Consider the following 14,636-nt stretch of genomic DNA (forward strand, 5'->3'; position numbering starts at 1 on the left):
ATGCATTCCATCCCGCACATGTTCCAGGCCGTGCTGCTGCAGAACGGCCTGGTCACGGCCTTCGCCGCGGTCGGCATCATCATGTGGCTGTCGTCGCGGCTGTCGCGCTGGCTGACCTTCGGCCGCGTGCACGGCTCGGCCATCGCCATCGTCATCGGCCTGCTGCTGGCCTACTACGGCGGCATCGTCACCGGCAAGGAAAAGGGCCTGGCCGACCTCTCGCTGTTCTCCGGCATCGGCCTGATGGGCGGTGCCATGCTGCGCGATTTCGCCATCGTTGCCACCGCGTTCGAGGTGCAGGTCACGGAAGCGCGCAAGGCCGGGCTGGTGGGCGCGGTCTCGCTGCTGCTCGGCACCGTGCTGCCGTTCATCGTCGGCGCGGCGGTGGCGCGCGCGTTCGGCTACAGCGACGCGGTCAGCATGACCACCATCGGCGCCGGCGCCGTGACCTACATCGTCGGGCCGGTCACGGGCGCGGCGCTCGGCGCCAGTTCCGACGTGATCGCGCTGAGCATCGCCACCGGCCTCATCAAGGCCATCATCGTGATGGTCGGCACGCCGATGGCGGCCGGCTTCCTCGGCCTGAACAACCCGCGCGCGGCGATGGTGTTCGGCGGGCTGGCCGGCACCGTCAGCGGCGTCTCGGCCGGGCTGGCCGCGACCGACCGCCGGCTGGTGCCCTACGGCGCGCTGGTCGCCACGTTCCACACCGGGCTGGGCTGCCTGCTGGGGCCGTCGCTGCTGTTCCTGGCCACCAAGGCGGTGGTCGGCTAGCCTTCGCGCTCGCGCATCGCCAGCCGGCACACCGCGGCCAGCGCGAGCAGGTTGGGGTCGCGCTCGCGCCGGCGCAGGAAGCTCAGGCCGATGCGCTGGCGCAGCCGGTATTGCGGCGACAGCGGGATCAGCGTCACCTTGTGCGGCAGCATGTCGCGCACGCGCCCCGGCAGCAGCGCGTAGCCCACGCCGCCGCTCACGAGGTTCATCAGCGAGAAGATGTCGCCGGTCTTCATCACCACCTTGGGCGTGAAGCCGGCGATGCGGAAGGCTTCCACGAAGCCCTGGAAGGTGACGAAGCCTTCGCTGAGCGAGACGAAGGCTTCGTCGCGGCAGGCGTGCAGGTCGACCGACGCCTGGCGCGCGTAGGCCGACTCGGCCGGCGCGGCGAAGTGGATCTCGTCCTCGAACAGCGCGATCGACTCGACCTCCGGGTCGGGCTCGGGCACCGCCATCAGCGCCGCGTCGATGGCGCCCTGCTTGAGCTTGAACAGCAGGTCGGCGTTGGAGCCGAGCACCAGCTCGGGCTGCAGTTCCGGGCGCCGCAGCTTGATGCCCATCACCACTTCCGGCACGGTGCGGATGGTCAGCGAATACAGCGAGCCGATCTTGAGGTGGTCGGCCGAATAGCCGGCCGCCTCGCGCGTGGCGCGGATGCCGTCGGACATGGTCTTGATCACTTCGCCGGCGATCTCGGCCAGCACGTGCGCGGCCTCGGTGGGAATCAGGCTGCGCCCCTCGTGGCGGAACAGCGCGCAGCGCATGCCTTCCTCGAGCGAGTGCAGCGCGCGGTGCACGCTGACCGCGCTCACGTCCAGCGCCTCGGCGGCCTTGGCGAGGTTGCCGGCTTCCATGTACGCGAGCAGGACTTCGAGCTTGCGGAAGGTGATCTCTTCGTTGATGCGGTTGCGCATGGGGATGCGGACAAGGCGGCGGGCGGTGGCGATGCGGGCCATGATAACCAGATTCGCGCACCGCGGCGGGTCCGGCGCCGCGGTGCGCGGGGAACGCGGCGCGGGTGTGGCGGTGACGTGGCGGTGATGTGCGGTGGCGTGGCGGCGTGGACGGAAGGGCGGCGCGGGCGCGGATGCCTGCCCCCCCGACAAAACCCCTTCCGCCAGAATGGTTAGCAGGATAATAGTTTGCAACCTAACTATATGGTTGCTATCATTCCCTCCATGCCCCCGCTCGACGCCCTCCGTTTCGCCTTCACCGGCCAGCTCATGCTGGCCGGCCGCCAATGGCGTCACATCTCGCAGGGCGCGGTGACCGCCTACGGCATCTCCGCCGCCGCGGCCGGGCCGCTGCTGTTCATCCGCCGCCTCGGCGGCGGTGTGCGGCAGGTCACGCTGGCCGACTACGTGGGGCTGGAAGGCGCGTCGCTGGTGCGGCTGGTCGACCAGCTTTCCGCCGCGGGCCTGGTGCGCCGCGAGGTCGACGCCAATGACCGCCGCGCCAACGCGCTGTGGCTGACCGACGCCGGCGAGGAACTCGCCACCAAGATCGAGGCCGAGCTCAAGCAGTTGCGCGCGGATGTCTTCGCGGGCCTGACCGAGCAGGATTTCGAAGGCGCGCTGCGCGTGCTCGACGCGCTCTCGCGCGCGGCCGCCGCCGCGGGCGGCAATGCCGGCAACATCACCATCTCCGGCCTCACGGAATCCTGACGGCAATGATGACCTGGCCTTCCGGAAGAGACTGGCTCTTTTCCTTCAAAGCCTTCGTGGCCGCCATGCTGGCGCTGTTCATCGCGCTCTATCTTGGCCTGCCGCGCCCGTACTGGGCGATGGCTTCCGTCTATATCGTGGCGCACCCGCTGACCGGCGCGACGCGCTCCAAGGCGCTGTACCGCGTGCTCGGCACGCTGCTGGGCGCGGCCGCCGCCGTGGTCATGGTGCCCACGCTGGTCAACGCGCCGGCGCTGCTGATGGCGGCGGTGGCGGTGTGGACCGGCGTGCTGCTGTACGTGGCGCTGCTGCACCGCACGCCGCGCAGCTACGTCTTCATGCTGGCGGCCTACACGCTGCCGCTGGTGGCGCTGCCTTCGGTCAACGACCCCGGCGGCATCTTCGACATCGCCGTGGCGCGCGCCGAGGAAATCTGCATCGGCATCCTGTGCGCCAGCGTGGTCGGCTCGCTGCTGTTCCCGGCCGACGTGGCCACGGTGCTGCGCCAGCGCTCGGCCCAGTGGCTCGGCGACGCCGCGCTGTGGGCCACCGACATGCTGTGCGCGGACGCCGCCGCCAAGGTCTCGCGCCACCACAGCCGGCACCGGCTGGCGGCCGACATCCTGGCGCTGGACCAGCTCATCAGCCAGCTTTCCTACGATACCGAGACCGCCGCGCGCGTGCGGCAGGCGCAGGAGCTGCGCGGGCGCATGACCATGCTGCTGCCGGTGCTGTCGTCGCTGGCGGCGGTGGTGGAAGCCCTGCACCAGAATCCGGCCGGCATGCCCGGGCGGCTGTCGCGCAACATGGCGCGGGTGCAGAAGTGGATCGCCGGCGGCGCGCAGGCGCCGCTGCCCGAGCTGGAGCTGCCGCAGGCGTCGCCGATGGCGGACGCGCAGGCGCGGCTCGATGCCACGGAGGCCGGCGATGGTGCCGAGGGCGCGCGCGGCCCGGACTGGCACGACGCGCTGGCCGCCACCGCCGAGGGCCGCCTGCGCGAGCTGATGGAGCTGTGGCAGGACTGCGTGGCATTGCAGCGCCGCGTCGGCGCGGCCGCGCCGGAAGCGGAGTGGACGCCGGCGTTCCGGCGCTGGGAAGTCGGCGCCGCGCGCCACTACGACCACGGCATGCTGCTGTTCTCCACGGTGACGGTGGCGCTGGCCATCTTCAGCATGGGCATGATCTGGATCTGGTCGGGCTGGGCCGACGGCGCCGGCGCGGTGGCGCTGGGCGCGGTCGCCTGCTGCTTCTTCGCGGCGCTGGACGAGCCCGCGCCGATGATCCATTCGTTCTTCACCTGGAACGTGGTGTGCCTGGTGATCGCCACCATCTACCTGTTCCTGGTGCTGCCCAACGCGCACGACTTCGAGATGCTGGTGCTGATGTTCTCCGCGCCCTACCTGGCGATCGGCGTGCTGATGGCGCAGCCGCGGCTGGCCCTGATCGGCCTGCCGCTGGCGGTCATCACGGCCAACGACATCGGCATCCAGGGCGCCTACAGCGCGGACTTCCAGGCCTTCTTCAACGGCAACGTGGCCGGCATCGCCGGCATCCTGTTCGCGCTGATCTGGACCCTGGTGTTCCGCCCGTTCGGCACCCGGGTGGCGGCGCGCCGGCTGGTGCGCGCGAGCTGGGACGATATCGCCCGCAACGCCACCGGGCGCGAGCCCGGCGAGCACGCCCACCTGCGCGCGCGCATGCTGGACCGCCTGGCGCAACTGGTGCCGCGGCTGGCCGCCAGCGAGAGCGAGCTGTCCACCGACGGCTTCTCCGAAGTGCGCGTGGAGCTGAGCACGCTGGCATTGCAGCGCGAGATGCCGGACCTGGCGCCGGACCACCAGCATGCCGTGCGGCGCGTGCTGCACGGCGTGGCCAGCTACTACCAGGCGCGCCTCGACGCGCGCGCCGAGGCGCCGCCGCAGGTGCTGCGCGAGCGCATGGGCAAGGCCATCCGCGCCGTCGCCACGCGCGCCGACCACGCCTCGCGCGAGGCGTTCGCGGCGCTGGTGGAGATGCATGTGGCGCTGTTCGCCGCGGCGCCGCCGGCACCGCTGCCGCCGCCGTCCGGTCCGGCCGGGAGCCGATGATGGTCATGGCAATGAATAACCGTTACCCACGCGGAGGCGCGCAATGAGCGGCGAGATCGACGTCTACGGCGTGTTTGTCCCGAGCCTGCTGGCATGGATGCTGGTGGCTTTCCTGATTACCGCCTGCGCGCGCGCCGTGCTGGCGCGCACGGGCTTTTACCGGCTGGTCTGGCACCGGTCGCTGTTCAATCTGGCGTTTTACGTGATCGTGCTGGGTGGCGTCGTCTACCTCGCGCATCGGCTGCAGTCATGAAACTGAATCTTCGCACGCTCGGACCTGTGGTCCTTACCCTCGTCGTCACCGCGGTCGCGGTGGTCGTCGTCAAGCACCTGTGGGACTACTACACCATCGCGCCGTGGACGCGCGACGGCCACGTGCGCGCCGACGTGGTGCAGATCGCGCCGGACGTGTCGGGCCTCGTGACCAAGGTGCTGGTCAAGGACAACCAGCTCGTGCGGCGCGGCCAGCCGCTGTTCGAGATCGACCGCGACCGCTTCGCGCTGGCGCTGCAGCAGGCGCAGGCCACGCTGGCCGCGCAGAGCGCCACGCTGGCGCAGGCGCGGCGCGAGTCGCGCCGCAGCCAGACGCTCTCGGAAGTGGTCTCCAAGGAAGTGGTGGAAGAAGGCCTGGCCAAGGTCCAGCAGGGCGAGGCCGCCGTGCAGCAGGCGCAGGCCGCGGTCGACCTGGCGCGCCTGAACCTGACGCGCACCAGCGTGCTCAGCCCGGTGGACGGCTACGTCAACGACCGCCTGCCGCGCCTGGGCGACTACGTCACCACCGGCCGCCCGGTGCTGTCGATGGTGGACGCCAACTCGTTCCACGTGGAAGGCTATTTCGAGGAAACCAAGCTGCACGGCATCCACATCGGCAACCCGGTGGACATCCGCATCATGGGCGAGTCGCGCGTGCTGCACGGCCACGTGCAGAGCATCGCCGCCGGCATCGAGGACCGCGACCGCACCAACGGCTCGAACCTGCTGCCCAACGTCAACCCGACCTTCAACTGGGTGCGGCTGGCGCAGCGCATCCCGGTGCGCATCGTGCTGGACGAGCCGCCGCCCGACCTGCGCCTGGTGGCGGGCCGCACCGCCACCGTGTCGGTGCGCGAGGCGCGCGCGCAAGGTTCGGCGCAGGGTCCGGCGCAAGAGAGCGGCAAGGCCGCCTCGGCCCCGGCCGCGGCCAGCCAGGGAGCGGCGCGATGAACGCGCTGCGCCTGGCCCTGCTGCCGGCGCTGGTGCCGCTGCTGTTCGCGTGCACCACGGTGGGCCCCGATTACCGCGTGCCGGACGATGCCGCCATCCATGCGCCGGCTGCCAACGGCGCGCTGCTCGGCGCCGACAACGCGGCCGTCTCCGTCGGCGAGGTGCCGGACGGCTGGTGGCGCCTGTACGACGACCCGAAGCTCGACCAGCTCGTGCAGCAGGCGCTGGCCGCCAACACCGACCTGCGCGTGGCCTCGGCCAACCTCAAGCGCGCCATCGCGGTCTATCACGAGGTGGAGTCGGAGAACCTGCCGCAGGGCGCCTTCGGCGCCAGCGTGGCGCGCGGGCAGATCGCCGGCGAGCCGCTGCTGCACGAAGAGAAGATCCCGGTGTTCAACTTCGGCGACGTGGGGCTCAACGTCTCCTACCTGATCGACTTCTTCGGCAAGCTGGCGCGCGCGGACGAAGCCGCGCTGGCCGGCGCGCAGGCCAGCGCCGCCGCGCTCGACCAGGCCCGCGTGGTGGTGGTGGCCGAGACTGTGCGCGCCTACGTGCAGGGCTGCGCCGCCACGCACGAGCTTGAAGTGGCCGAGCACCAGCTCGTGCTGCAGAACCGCGGCGTGGAGATCGCCCGCAAGATGGTCGAGGCCGGCCGCGGCCAGCCGGTCGACCTGCTGCGCGCCGAGGCCCAGTCCGACGCGCTGCGCGCCAACCTGCCGCGCTTCAAGGCCGAGCAGGACGGCGCGGCCTATCGTCTCGCGGTGATGCTGGGCAAGCCGCCCACCGCGGAGTCGCGCGCCGAATACGCCTGCCATGAGGAGCCGCGCCTGACCCAGCCGCTGCCGGTGGGCGACGGCGCCGCGCTGCTCAAGCGCCGGCCCGACGTGCGCCAGGCCGAGCGCGAGCTGGCCGCCGCCACGGCGAAGATCGGCGTGGCCACGGCGGACCTGTACCCGTCCATCCGCATCGGCGCCTCCACCGGCCTGAGCGGCATTCTCGACCACCTCGGCCAGGGCCAGACCGCGCACTGGACCGTGGGCCCGCTCATCACCTGGAACCTGCCGACCAACGGCACGCGCGCGCGCATCCACGGCACCGAGGCCGGCGCCGAGGCCGCGCTGGCGCATTTCGACGGCGTGGTGCTCAAGGCGCTGCGCGAGACCCAGACCGCGCTGAGCAGCTACACGCGCGAGCTGGAGCGCGCCGGCGCGCTGCGCGACGCGCGCGACAAGGCCAGCGAGGCCGCGCGCCAGAACCGCCAGCTCTACCAGGCCGGCCGCTCGCCGTACCTGTCCAGCCTCGACGCGGACCGCACGCTGGCCAGCACCGAGGCCCAGCTCGCCGCGGCGCAAAGCCAGGTCGCGCTCGACCAGATCAGCCTGTTCCTCGCGCTCGGCGGCGGCTGGCAGGGCGCGCCCAAGGTCGAAGCGCATACAATGGGCGAGCGCTGAGCCGGCCTGCCTTCGGTCCGGCCGGCCGGTCTCTCATTATTCGAAGCACAACATGGCAATCACTCCTTTCCCCTATTCCCGTTTTTCCCTCGGCAAGACGCTGGCCGCCGCCGTGGCCGCGCTCGGCATCGCCGCCTCGGGCGCCGCGCTGGCGCAGGAGCAGGCCGTGCGCGTGGGCACCGTCAGCGGCCCCGACGCGCAGGTCTGGCAGGTGGTCCAGAAAGTGGCCAGGCGCAACGGCCTCGACGTCAAGGTCGTGGAGTTCAACGACTACGTGCAGCCCAACGCCGCGCTCGACGCCGGCGACCTCGACGCCAACAGCTTCCAGCACCAGCCGTACCTCGACAGCCAGATCAAGCAGCGCGGCTACAAGATGACGAGCGTGGGCTACACCTACATCTCGCCGCTGGGCATCTACTCGCAGAAGCTCAAGTCGCCCAAGGACCTGCTGCAGGGCGCCAAGGTGGCGGTGCCCAACGACCCGTCCAACGAGAACCGCGCGCTGCTGCTGCTGGCCGCGCAGGGCGTGATCAAGCTCAAGCCCGGCGTGGGCAGCAACGGCGTCAACGCCACGCCGCTGGACGTGAGCGACAACCCGAAGAAGCTGAAGCTCGTCGAGCTCGACGCGGCGCAGCTCGCGCGCGCGCTGCCCGACGTGGCCGCGGCCGTGATCAACACCAACTACGCGCTGGCCGCCGGCCTGCAGCCGCTGCGCAACGCCATCGCGCTGGAAGACATCCACAGCCCGTACGCCAACATCATCGTGGTGCGCACGCAGGACAAGGACAAGCCGTGGGTGAAGAAGCTGGTGGCGGCGTACCAGTCGGAGGAAGTGCGCCAGTTCATGAAGAGCGAGTTCAAGGGCGCGATGGTGCCGTCGTTCTAAGCTGTCGGGTTTGACGGGCGGGCGCGGCGCATTCGCGGGCGCCTGCCCTCTCCCCCGACCCCTCTCCCGCACGCGGGAGAGGGGCGCAAACCTGAAGCGATTGACGAAGCCCGCGAACGGGCCCACGCCGCGCGAGCTAGCCCAAGCAAGGTGTCCTCCCTCTCCCCTCGCGGGGAGAGGGCCGGGGAGAGGGGTGGTTCGGCTAGGAGCCACATCAGGCGAAGCCAACGGTGTTACCCAACACACCAGCACCATCCAGCACCCCCGCCAATTTAGGACAAGTCCTAAATACGGCGCACTCCCCCGCACGTACACTGGGAACCGATGCGCACGAGCCACCTCGGCCCGCGCCGGAACCGCTCCTCCACCATCGGACGCCATGTACGCAAAACTCCTCCTCCCAGCCCTTCTCGTCCTCGCCCTCGGCGCCTGCGGCAAGTCCGCGCCCGACGCGCAGGGCACGGCCCCGGCATCGGCCGCCGCGCAGCCGGCGACCGCGATCTCGGTGGACGCCATCGCCGCCGCGACCAAGGGATTCAGCGCCGGCAACCTGCTCAGCGCGAAGAAGGTCTATGTCTTCTTCGACCCGCAGTGCCCGCATTGCGGCGAGCTGTGGAAGGCCGCCACGCCGCTGATGTCCTCGGTGCATTTCACCTGGATCCCGGTGGCGCTGCTGACGCCGGAGCGTTCCGCGCAGCAGGGCGCCGCGCTGCTCGACAGCAAGGACGCGGTGAAGACCATGAACAGCCACGAGGCCACGCTGGCGACCGCGCAGCGCGGGCTCGACACCGCCGGCATGGCGCTGCCCGAGCAGGCGCTGGCGCAGGTCAAGGCCAATACCGAATACTTCCTGCGGCTGGGCATCACCAGCGTGCCGTTTGTCGTGTTCGCGGGCGAGGGCGGGCAGGCGCAGACCTTCGAGGGCGCGCTGTCCACCGATGCCCTGAAGGCCCGCCTCGGCGTCTGAGGCGGCGCGGCGGATTGCCACATGCGGCAATCCGCCGCGCGGGGCTTGCATAAGGTCTATCTGGCCGCCAGCCGCCTTGCCGGCGCCGTGCCGGCCAGCCCGGCCGCGCCGCTCCAGTAGACCCAGCTGCGCGTGCGCCGCAGCCGGTCCAGGTAGTCGTTCTCGAAGCCGCGCGGGAAGCGGCTCGCGGCTTGCCGCGCGGCGTCCTGCAGGCCCGCCGCTTCCCACACCCGGATCGTGCCCGAGGCGAGCCGGCCGGCCATGCCGAGGTCGAAGTAGGGCACGGCCAGGCCGAGGTGATGGCGCGACTGCGACACGCTCGCGCTCCAGTCGCGCATGGCGTCGGCCAGCGCCAGCAGCGCCGCCGAGAACGACTGGCGGGTGCGCGCCATCAGCATGCGGCCGCTGAGCACGCCGTCCACGAGGTCGCGCTGCGCGTCCGACAACCGCGCGCGCTCGAAGCTGCCCAGCGTCGGATGGCGCGCGGCGAGCAGGCGCAGGCAATCGGCCAGCCCGGTGGCGCCTTCGTCGTCGATGGCGAGCGCGGGGCAGCGCGGGTCGGCGTCGGAGAGCAGCGGCAGCACTTCGGCCGCGTGGCGCGGCGAGGCCAGTTCATGGACGGTGTGCGCGATGCCGGCGTCCTGCATGAACAGCGCGAGCGTGGCGCAGGCCGGGCATCCTTTCGATACGAAGAGTTGGTACATCGCGAGGACGAGACATCCCGTCCCCCAGGGCAAGGTATTGCCGGGGGAGAAATGCCGTTCGGGGGGAGGTCTGGACAGGCGGACTTTACGGCCGCGCCGCGCGCGCGGAAAGAATCAGATCCGGCGAATATGACCGGATCAGCGCAAGCCGCCGCATCTGCGCGGCACGCCCGCAATAGTCCCGCGGTATTCCCGTGGTATTCCCGCAGTACCTCGCTGTCGCCCCCGGCGCGCGGCTACACCACGATCTCGCGGTGCTGGCGCGGCATGCGCGCGAGCAGGTCGGCCAGCTTCTTCAGCGCCAGCGCCAGGCGCGCGCGCTCCTTGACGCCGCCCAGCGAGATGCGGATCGCGTTGGGCGGGTTGGGCCCGGCGTGGAAGGCGTCGGAGGCGGTCACGCGCAGGTCTTCGGCGTGCGCGGCCTGGGTCAGCTCGCGCGAGGTCCAGTAGCTCGGCAGCAGGTGCCACATGTGGATGCCGGCCGAAGGCGGGTGGCCGAGGCTGCCCAGCATGCCGCGCGCGAGCGCCAGGCGCGCGGCGCATTCGGCGCGGATGTCGCCCAGCAGCGCAAGGGCCGTGCCGTCGTGCACCCACTGCGTGGCCAGCGCGGTGGACAGCGGCGTGGACATCAGCGCGAACGAGCGCAGCGCGGCCAGCACCGCGTCCTGGTCGGCGGCCGGCGGCGTGACGAGGTAGGCGGTGCGCAGGCCCGGGCTCAGGCATTTGGACAGCGTGGCGATGTAATAGACGTGCGCGGGCGAGTAGTGCGCCAGCGGCGGCGGCGCGTGCGGCGTCAGCAGCCAGTACGGGTCGTCCTCGATGATGGCGATGCCGCGCTGCTCGGCCACGCGCGCGATGTCGCGGCGGCGCTGCGCCGGCATGGTGCGGGCGTTGGGGTTCTGCGAGGTCGGGTTGAGGTAGGCCACGCGCGCGCCGTGCTCGCGGCAGGCCGCTTCCAGCGCGTCGGGGCGCATGCCCTGGTCGTCCGCGGCGACGCTCGCCACCGCGCGGCCGAGCTGCTCGGCGGCCAGCCGCAGGCCCGGGTAGCACAGCGGCTCGGTGACGATGGTGCCGCCGGGCGGCGTGAGCGCGAGGATCAGCGCGGCCAGCGCGGCCTGCGCGCCGGGGCAGGCGACCAGCCGCGCGGGCGCCACCTCGCCCAGCATCGGCGCCAGCCACAGCGCGCCGGCGGCCTTGTCGGGGCTGCTGCCGCCGCCCAACTGGTAGGTCATCAGCAGGTTGGCGTCGGTGCGCATCAGCACCTGCGACATGCCGCGCCGCAGCAGGTCGTCGAAGTCGAGCCCCTCGGGCGGCGGCGGCACGTTCATGCTGAGGTCCACCATCTGCGCCAGTTCCACCGTGGGCGCGGCGACGAAGGTGCCGAGCGCGCCGCGCGCCTCCACCAGGTGGCGGCGCTTGGCTTCGGCCAGCGCGCGGGTCACGGTGGTGAGGTCCACGCCGAGCAGCTCGGCGAGCTGGCGCTGGGGCGGCAGGCGGTCGCCCGGACTGAGCCCGCCGTCGGCCACGGCCTGCTCCATCGCGGCCACCACCTGCAGGTAGCGCGCGCCCTTGCCGGGGCGGAAATCGGGTAGCCACGCCGGCCGCGCGGCGGTTTCCGTGGCTGGCTCTCGTGGGGTGGATTTTCTAGGCATAAACCCTCGTTGTATGGCTTTTGTCTTACCTTAAGATCCGGCACCGCATCGCATTAAGCCATACATTGAGCCGTTTTGTATGCCCTCCCGCCTTCGTGGCGGCCGTCGCTCGCAGCAAGCCCTCGCCCCATGTATTCCGCGTGCCGTGGCATTCCGTCCCGACAAGTGCATAGGTTATGTGATGCATAACTAAGGTGATTCAGATATGCGCAAATCGACGGCCGGGCCAGCCATGGCGATCCGGCGCCCCCTACATGCCCGGGCAAAGGCGTGGGCCGGCAAGCTGCCGGGCTCCGCGCTGGCCTGCGGAGCCGCAGCGGCGCTGCTGCTCAACGGCTGCTCGATGGAACTCTTCTCCCCGAAGGGCGCCATCGGGCACCAGGAAAAATCGCTCATCGTCATCTCGCTCGCGCTGATGCTGATGGTGGTGATTCCGGTCATCGTCCTCACGCTGTATTTCGCCTGGCGCTACCGCGCTTCCAACACGCGCGCGACCTACGCGCCGAAGTGGGCGCACTCCACCGCCATCGAGGTGGTGGTGTGGACCATCCCGTGCGTGATCGTGATCTTCCTCGGCATCCTGATCTGGGACACCACGCACAAGCTCGACCCGTACCGGCCCATCGAGTCGGCCGCCGAGCCGGTGGAAGTGGAGGTGGTCGCGCTGAACTGGAAATGGCTGTTCATCTATCCGCAGTACGGCGTGGCCTCGCTCAACCAGCTGACGATTCCGGTGGACACGCCGGTCAACTTCCGGATCACGGCCGAGTCGATGATGAACTCCTTCTTCATCCCGCAGCTGGGCAGCCAGGTCTACGCGATGGCGGGCATGCAGACGCGCCTGCACCTGATCGCCGACACGCCGGGCGTGTATCTCGGCCAGTCCGCCGCGTTCAGCGGGCAGGGCTTCTCCGACATGCACTTCAAGACCTTCGCCACCTCGCGCGCCGACTTCGAGCGCTGGATCGCCGAGGCGAAGCAGTCCGCCCGGCCGCTCGACGAGAAGGCCTTCCGCATGCTCGAGCGCCCCAGCAGCAAGGACCCGGCCACGCTGTATTCGAGCGTGGCGCCGGCGCTGTTCGCCGGCGTGGTGAACAAGTACATGAAGGGCGGCGACGCGATCTGCCGCGCGAACAGCCCGGTCACGCTGGAGGCCGCCGCCGCGCCCGCCGCCGTGACAGTTGCCACGCCCGCCGCCGCGCCCGCCTCCCGGGACCTTTCGCAAGTCTCGATTCCGCGCTCCGGCGCCACGGCCACGGAGCTATAAGCCATGTTTGGAAAACTCACCCTCGACGCCATCCCGTACCATGAGCCGATCATCATGGGCACGCTGGCGGTCGTCCTGCTGGGCGGCGCCGCGCTGCTCGGCGCGATCACCTACTTCGGCAAGTGGAAGTACCTGTGGACCGAGTGGTTCACCTCGGTGGACCACAAGAAGATCGGCGTGATGTACATCATCATGGCGCTGGTGATGCTGCTGCGCGGCTTCGCCGACGCCATCATGATGCGCGCGCAGCAGGCCCTGGCCTACGGCGACGCGGCCGGCTACCTGCCGCCGCACCACTACGACCAGATCTTCACCGCGCACGGCGTGATCATGATCTTCTTCGTGGCCACGCCGTTCATCCTCGGCCTGATGAACGTGATCGTGCCGCTGCAGATCGGCGCGCGCGACGTGGCCTACCCGTTCGTCAACTCGCTGAGCTTCTGGCTGGCGGTGGCGGGCGCGGTGCTGGTGATGCTGTCGATGTTCGTCGGCGACTTCGCCGCCACCGGCTGGGTCGCCTACCCGCCGCTGTCGGAGCTCGGCTACAGTCCGACGGTCGGGGTCGACTACTACATATGGTCCCTGCAGGTATCGGGGCTGGGCACCACGCTGACCGGCATCAACTTCATCGTCACCATCCTGCGCATGCGCGCGCCCGGCCTGAACCTGATGAAGATGCCGGTGTTCACGTGGACCGCGCTGATCACCAACATCCTGATCGTGGCGGTGTTCCCGGTGCTGACCGCGACGCTGGCGCTGCTGACCGCCGACCGCTACCTGGGCATGCATTTCTTCACCAACGAGCTCGGTGGGAATGCCATGATGTACATCAACCTGATCTGGGTCTGGGGCCACCCCGAGGTGTACATCCTGATCCTGCCGTGCTTCGGCGCGTTCTCGGAAATCATCTCGACGTTCTCGGGCAAGCCGCTGTTCGGCTACAAGTCGATGGTGTACGCCACCTCGTCGATCGGCATCCTCTCGTTCTTCGTCTGGCTGCACCACTTCTTCACGATGGGCTCGGGCGCCAACGTCAATGCCTTCTTCGGCATCATGACCTCGATCATCTCGATCCCGACCGGGGTCAAGCTGTTCAACTGGCTGTTCACGATGTACCGCGGCCGCATCCGCTACCACTCGTCGACGCTGTGGACCATCGGCTTCATGGTGACGTTCGCCATCGGCGGCATGACCGGCGTGCTGCTGGCGGTGCCGGGAGCGGACTTCGTGCTGCACAACAGCCTGTTCCTGGTGGCCCACTTCCACAACGTCATCATCGGCGGCGTGGTGTTCGGCTGCCTGGCGGCGATGAGCTTCTGGTTCCCCAAGGTGTTCGGCTTCACCCTCAACGAGCGCTGGGGCAAGATCTCGTTCTGGTGCTGGCTGGTGGGCTTCTACCTGGCCTTCATGCCGCTCTACGTGCTCGGCTTCAAGGGCATGACGCGCCGGATGAACCACTACGCCAACGTCGACTGGCATCCCTACCTGGTGGTGGCGCTGTGCGGCGCGGTGATCATCGGCGCCGGCATCCTGGCGCTGCTGATCCAGCTCTACGTCAGCGTGCGCGACCGCAAGCAGAACATGGACCCGACCGGCGACCCGTGGAACGGCCGCAGCCTGGAATGGGCCACGGCCTCGCCGGCGCCGTTCTACAACTTCGCCCACGTGCCGCACATCACCTCGCTCGAGCAGCACTGGGACGACAAGGAAAGCGGCCGCGCCTACGTGCAGCCCGCGCGCTACGAGGACATCCACATGCCGAAGAACACCGGCGCCGGCATCATCATCTCCGGCTTCAGCCTGGTGCTGTGCTTCGCGCTGGTGTGGCATATCTGGCCGCTGGCCATCGTCGCGCTGGCCGGCATGATCGGCACCTTCATCCTGCGCAGCTACGACCGCGACGTGGACTACTACGTGCCGGCGGCGGAAGTCGAGCGCATCGAGAACTCGCGCTACGCGAAGCTGCAGGAGGCGGCGTAAA

The 14,636-nt window shown here is 70.1% G+C and carries 13 protein-coding genes; 10 read left to right on the forward strand and 3 right to left on the reverse strand.

What is annotated here, in order from left to right; all coding sequences use genetic code 11:
* Window positions 1-774, forward strand: a complete 774-nt coding sequence (gene madM / locus AC3WXD_RS23405) for a malonate transporter subunit MadM (protein WP_020205182.1) — start codon at window positions 1-3, stop codon at window positions 772-774.
* Here madM and AC3WXD_RS23410 read toward each other — a convergent pair.
* Complete coding sequence (locus AC3WXD_RS23410) at window positions 771-1,688, reverse strand: LysR family transcriptional regulator (protein WP_029044070.1); 918 nt, start codon at window positions 1,686-1,688, stop codon at window positions 771-773. The two genes, madM and AC3WXD_RS23410, sit on opposite strands and share 4 nt — an antisense overlap.
* A gap of 264 nt (window positions 1,689-1,952) precedes the next feature.
* On the opposite strand from AC3WXD_RS23410, the gene AC3WXD_RS23415 reads away from it, so the two are divergent.
* The 7 genes from AC3WXD_RS23415 (at window position 1,953) to AC3WXD_RS23445 (ending at window position 9,032) form a co-directional block, all read left to right on the forward strand.
* Window positions 1,953-2,438: a MarR family winged helix-turn-helix transcriptional regulator gene (locus tag AC3WXD_RS23415; protein WP_020423897.1), complete on the forward strand. Its 486-nt coding sequence runs from the start codon at window positions 1,953-1,955 to the stop codon at window positions 2,436-2,438.
* Window positions 2,439-2,443: 5 nt separating this feature from the next.
* A complete protein-coding gene (locus tag AC3WXD_RS23420) occupies window positions 2,444-4,525 on the forward strand; it encodes an FUSC family protein (protein ID WP_492324794.1) in 2,082 nt (693 codons plus the stop codon).
* Between the two features lie 43 nt (window positions 4,526-4,568).
* The gene (locus tag AC3WXD_RS23425; RefSeq protein ID WP_020205178.1) at window positions 4,569-4,778 is read left to right on the forward strand and encodes a DUF1656 domain-containing protein; all 210 of its coding nucleotides are present in this window, start codon (window positions 4,569-4,571) and stop codon (window positions 4,776-4,778) included.
* The gene (locus AC3WXD_RS23430) at window positions 4,775-5,728 is read left to right on the forward strand and encodes an efflux RND transporter periplasmic adaptor subunit (protein ID WP_454730961.1); all 954 of its coding nucleotides are present in this window, start codon (window positions 4,775-4,777) and stop codon (window positions 5,726-5,728) included. The genes AC3WXD_RS23425 and AC3WXD_RS23430 overlap by 4 nt, the downstream gene beginning before the upstream one ends.
* Complete coding sequence (locus AC3WXD_RS23435; protein ID WP_492324795.1) at window positions 5,725-7,179, forward strand: efflux transporter outer membrane subunit; 1,455 nt, start codon at window positions 5,725-5,727, stop codon at window positions 7,177-7,179. Before AC3WXD_RS23430 ends, AC3WXD_RS23435 begins: the two co-directional genes overlap by 4 nt.
* A gap of 52 nt (window positions 7,180-7,231) precedes the next feature.
* Window positions 7,232-8,065 carry a MetQ/NlpA family ABC transporter substrate-binding protein gene (locus AC3WXD_RS23440; RefSeq protein ID WP_492324796.1) on the forward strand — a complete coding sequence of 278 codons (834 nt, stop codon included), beginning with the start codon at window positions 7,232-7,234 and terminating at the stop codon, window positions 8,063-8,065.
* Window positions 8,066-8,444: 379 nt separating this feature from the next.
* Window positions 8,445-9,032, forward strand: a complete 588-nt coding sequence (locus tag AC3WXD_RS23445; RefSeq protein WP_020205174.1) for a thioredoxin fold domain-containing protein — start codon at window positions 8,445-8,447, stop codon at window positions 9,030-9,032.
* Between the two features lie 56 nt (window positions 9,033-9,088).
* Here the strand turns inward: AC3WXD_RS23445 and AC3WXD_RS23450 are convergent, their stop codons facing one another.
* Entirely contained in the window at window positions 9,089-9,736 is a 648-nt protein-coding gene (locus AC3WXD_RS23450) for a hypothetical protein (RefSeq protein WP_454730964.1), read from the reverse strand.
* Between the two features lie 236 nt (window positions 9,737-9,972).
* Window positions 9,973-11,388, reverse strand: a complete 1,416-nt coding sequence (locus AC3WXD_RS23455; RefSeq protein ID WP_492324797.1) for an aminotransferase-like domain-containing protein — start codon at window positions 11,386-11,388, stop codon at window positions 9,973-9,975.
* Window positions 11,389-11,593: 205 nt separating this feature from the next.
* Here AC3WXD_RS23455 and cyoA point away from each other — a divergent pair, with 205 nt between their 5' ends.
* Both cyoA and cyoB read left to right on the forward strand, forming a co-directional pair.
* On the forward strand, window positions 11,594-12,655 hold the full coding sequence (cyoA, locus tag AC3WXD_RS23460) for a ubiquinol oxidase subunit II (protein ID WP_155888215.1): 1,062 nt from the start codon (window positions 11,594-11,596) through the stop codon (window positions 12,653-12,655).
* A gap of 3 nt (window positions 12,656-12,658) precedes the next feature.
* On the forward strand, window positions 12,659-14,635 hold the full coding sequence (gene cyoB, locus AC3WXD_RS23465; protein ID WP_492324798.1) for a cytochrome o ubiquinol oxidase subunit I: 1,977 nt from the start codon (window positions 12,659-12,661) through the stop codon (window positions 14,633-14,635).
* Window position 14,636: the final 1 nt, after the last annotated feature.

The organism is Cupriavidus sp. FW216-B1, from assembly GCF_058789195.1.